General features: G+C 72.9%; 1 protein-coding gene and 1 pseudogene. Both read right to left on the reverse strand.

The genetic code is table 11. The annotated features are described in order from the left end of the window. A partial coding sequence (locus tag C1I98_RS44810; protein ID WP_233508564.1) for a hypothetical protein occupies positions 1-180 on the reverse strand: 180 nt, incomplete at its 3' end. 120 nt (positions 181-300) lie between these two features. After that, a pseudogene (locus C1I98_RS42335) lies at positions 301-1,684 on the reverse strand (hypothetical protein); the annotation flags it as partial.

The raw sequence follows: 1,684 nt of genomic DNA on the forward strand, positions 1-1,684 counted from the left end.
GGGCAAGGGAGCGGACGGCTGGGGCCAGGGGTTGTCCCCGTCGGAGTAGGGGGCTCGCGGCGGTACCTGTGGCACCGCCGTTCCCGGCTCCGGAGACTGGTGGTGCGTCGGCTGGCCGAAGCTCGGTGGCGGGGTCGCCGAAGCGGCCGAGCCGCCGTTGTCACGGTCGTGCTCGGACACTGAATCCTGGCCACGCATACGCCGAAGCGTAGCGAGAGTCCGGGACCGTCACGCCGGTATGGACGGATCCGGCACACCTTTCCTGGCAATTGCCCACAAATGGTGCATTTTAGGACGAGGTCACTCCGGTTTCCGGCCCGTCAGGGCTCGCGAGTCCAGGGCGGGGTAGACGGTCTTGTCGGCGATGGCCATCGCCGCGGCGGTCAGCTTCTTGCGCTCGGCCTTGCTCGGCTCGTGCCCGTCCTTGAACTGGAACCACAACAGCACCGCGTAGTGCCCGTGCCGCCACGCCCCCGCGTTGGCCTGGCCGGTGCCGAGGGTCTTGGTGGCCTCGTCCTTGCCGGGCAGCGGCTTGACGTAGTCCTCCAGCGCGCCGCCCGCCGCCGCGTCCACGACCTTGCTCGCCTGCTTGGCGGTCTTGAGGTTGGCGACGCCCACCGTGCCGATGATCTTGCCGGACTTGTCGCGGTACGTGGCCCTCAGCATCTGGTTGCAGTCGGCGTCGTCGAGCGCCTTGACCAGCTTGTCGCCGGTTGCGGCGTCCTTGCACTTCTTGTCGAGCCTGCGCGCGGTACGCACGTAGGAGCCGGCCTTGGCGTCGGGGAACACCTCCTTGAGCGTCAGCGGGTGCTTGTCGGTGGTCCGGGAGGAGGCGAAGCCGTCCTTTCCGGCGGGGCGGTTCTGGACGAGCGGGTTGGTCGCGGCGGCGGTGGGCTGGGGGCTCGCCGCCGGGTCCGGATCGGCGTCGGCGGAGGCGAGCATCGCCAGGCCGACACCGCCCGCCACCAGGACGAGCAGTCCGGCTATGGCGATGTAGATGGGGCGGCGTGACCGGGGGCCCTCGTCGTAGGGGCTCCACATCTCGCGCCGGGGGCGAGGGGGCTCGAACTCCTGCTTGGGACCATCCGCGCCCGTACCGGACGAACCCGCGCCGCCGGAGATGGTCGTCGGCGCTTCGGACGAGGAGGCGGGATCGCCGCCGGGAGGCGTACCGTCGCCACCGCTTCGCGCGCCCCGTCGCCTGCGACCGCCCCGGGGAGCGGCACCGGGCTCGGGCCCCTGATCGGCCCCCGCGCCCGAACCGAACACACCCCCGAGCTCGTCAGAGTCCGGCTTGCCGCCGAACACCGAATCGAGCCCGTCAGGGCCGGGCTTGCCACCGAACGCGGGACCGGGTCCATCAGCCCCGGATTTGCCGCCGAATGCGGCTCCAGGCATGTTCGGGGCCGGTTCGCCACCGAGCTCCTTGGACCCGAACTCCGGCCCCATGCCTGGTCCTGCGCCGGGCGCTGCACCGGGTCCTGTGCCGGACTCCGGCGTGGGCCCGAACGGCGACCCCGGAGCGGGGGTGGCGGAGGTGCCGGGAAGTTCGCCGAAGAGCGGGTCGTTCGCCGCCGGCCCGGGCGTGAACGGGCCGGGCCCGCCGAACGGCTCGCCGGCGGCCCCGGGACGTCCTCCCGCGCCGCCCGGCCCCGCCGCCGGACCGCCGTCACCGGCCCCCGGC

It is taken from the genome of Spongiactinospora gelatinilytica (assembly GCF_003236385.1).
GTDB classification, from domain to species: Bacteria; Actinomycetota; Actinomycetes; order Streptosporangiales; family Streptosporangiaceae; genus Spongiactinospora; species Spongiactinospora gelatinilytica.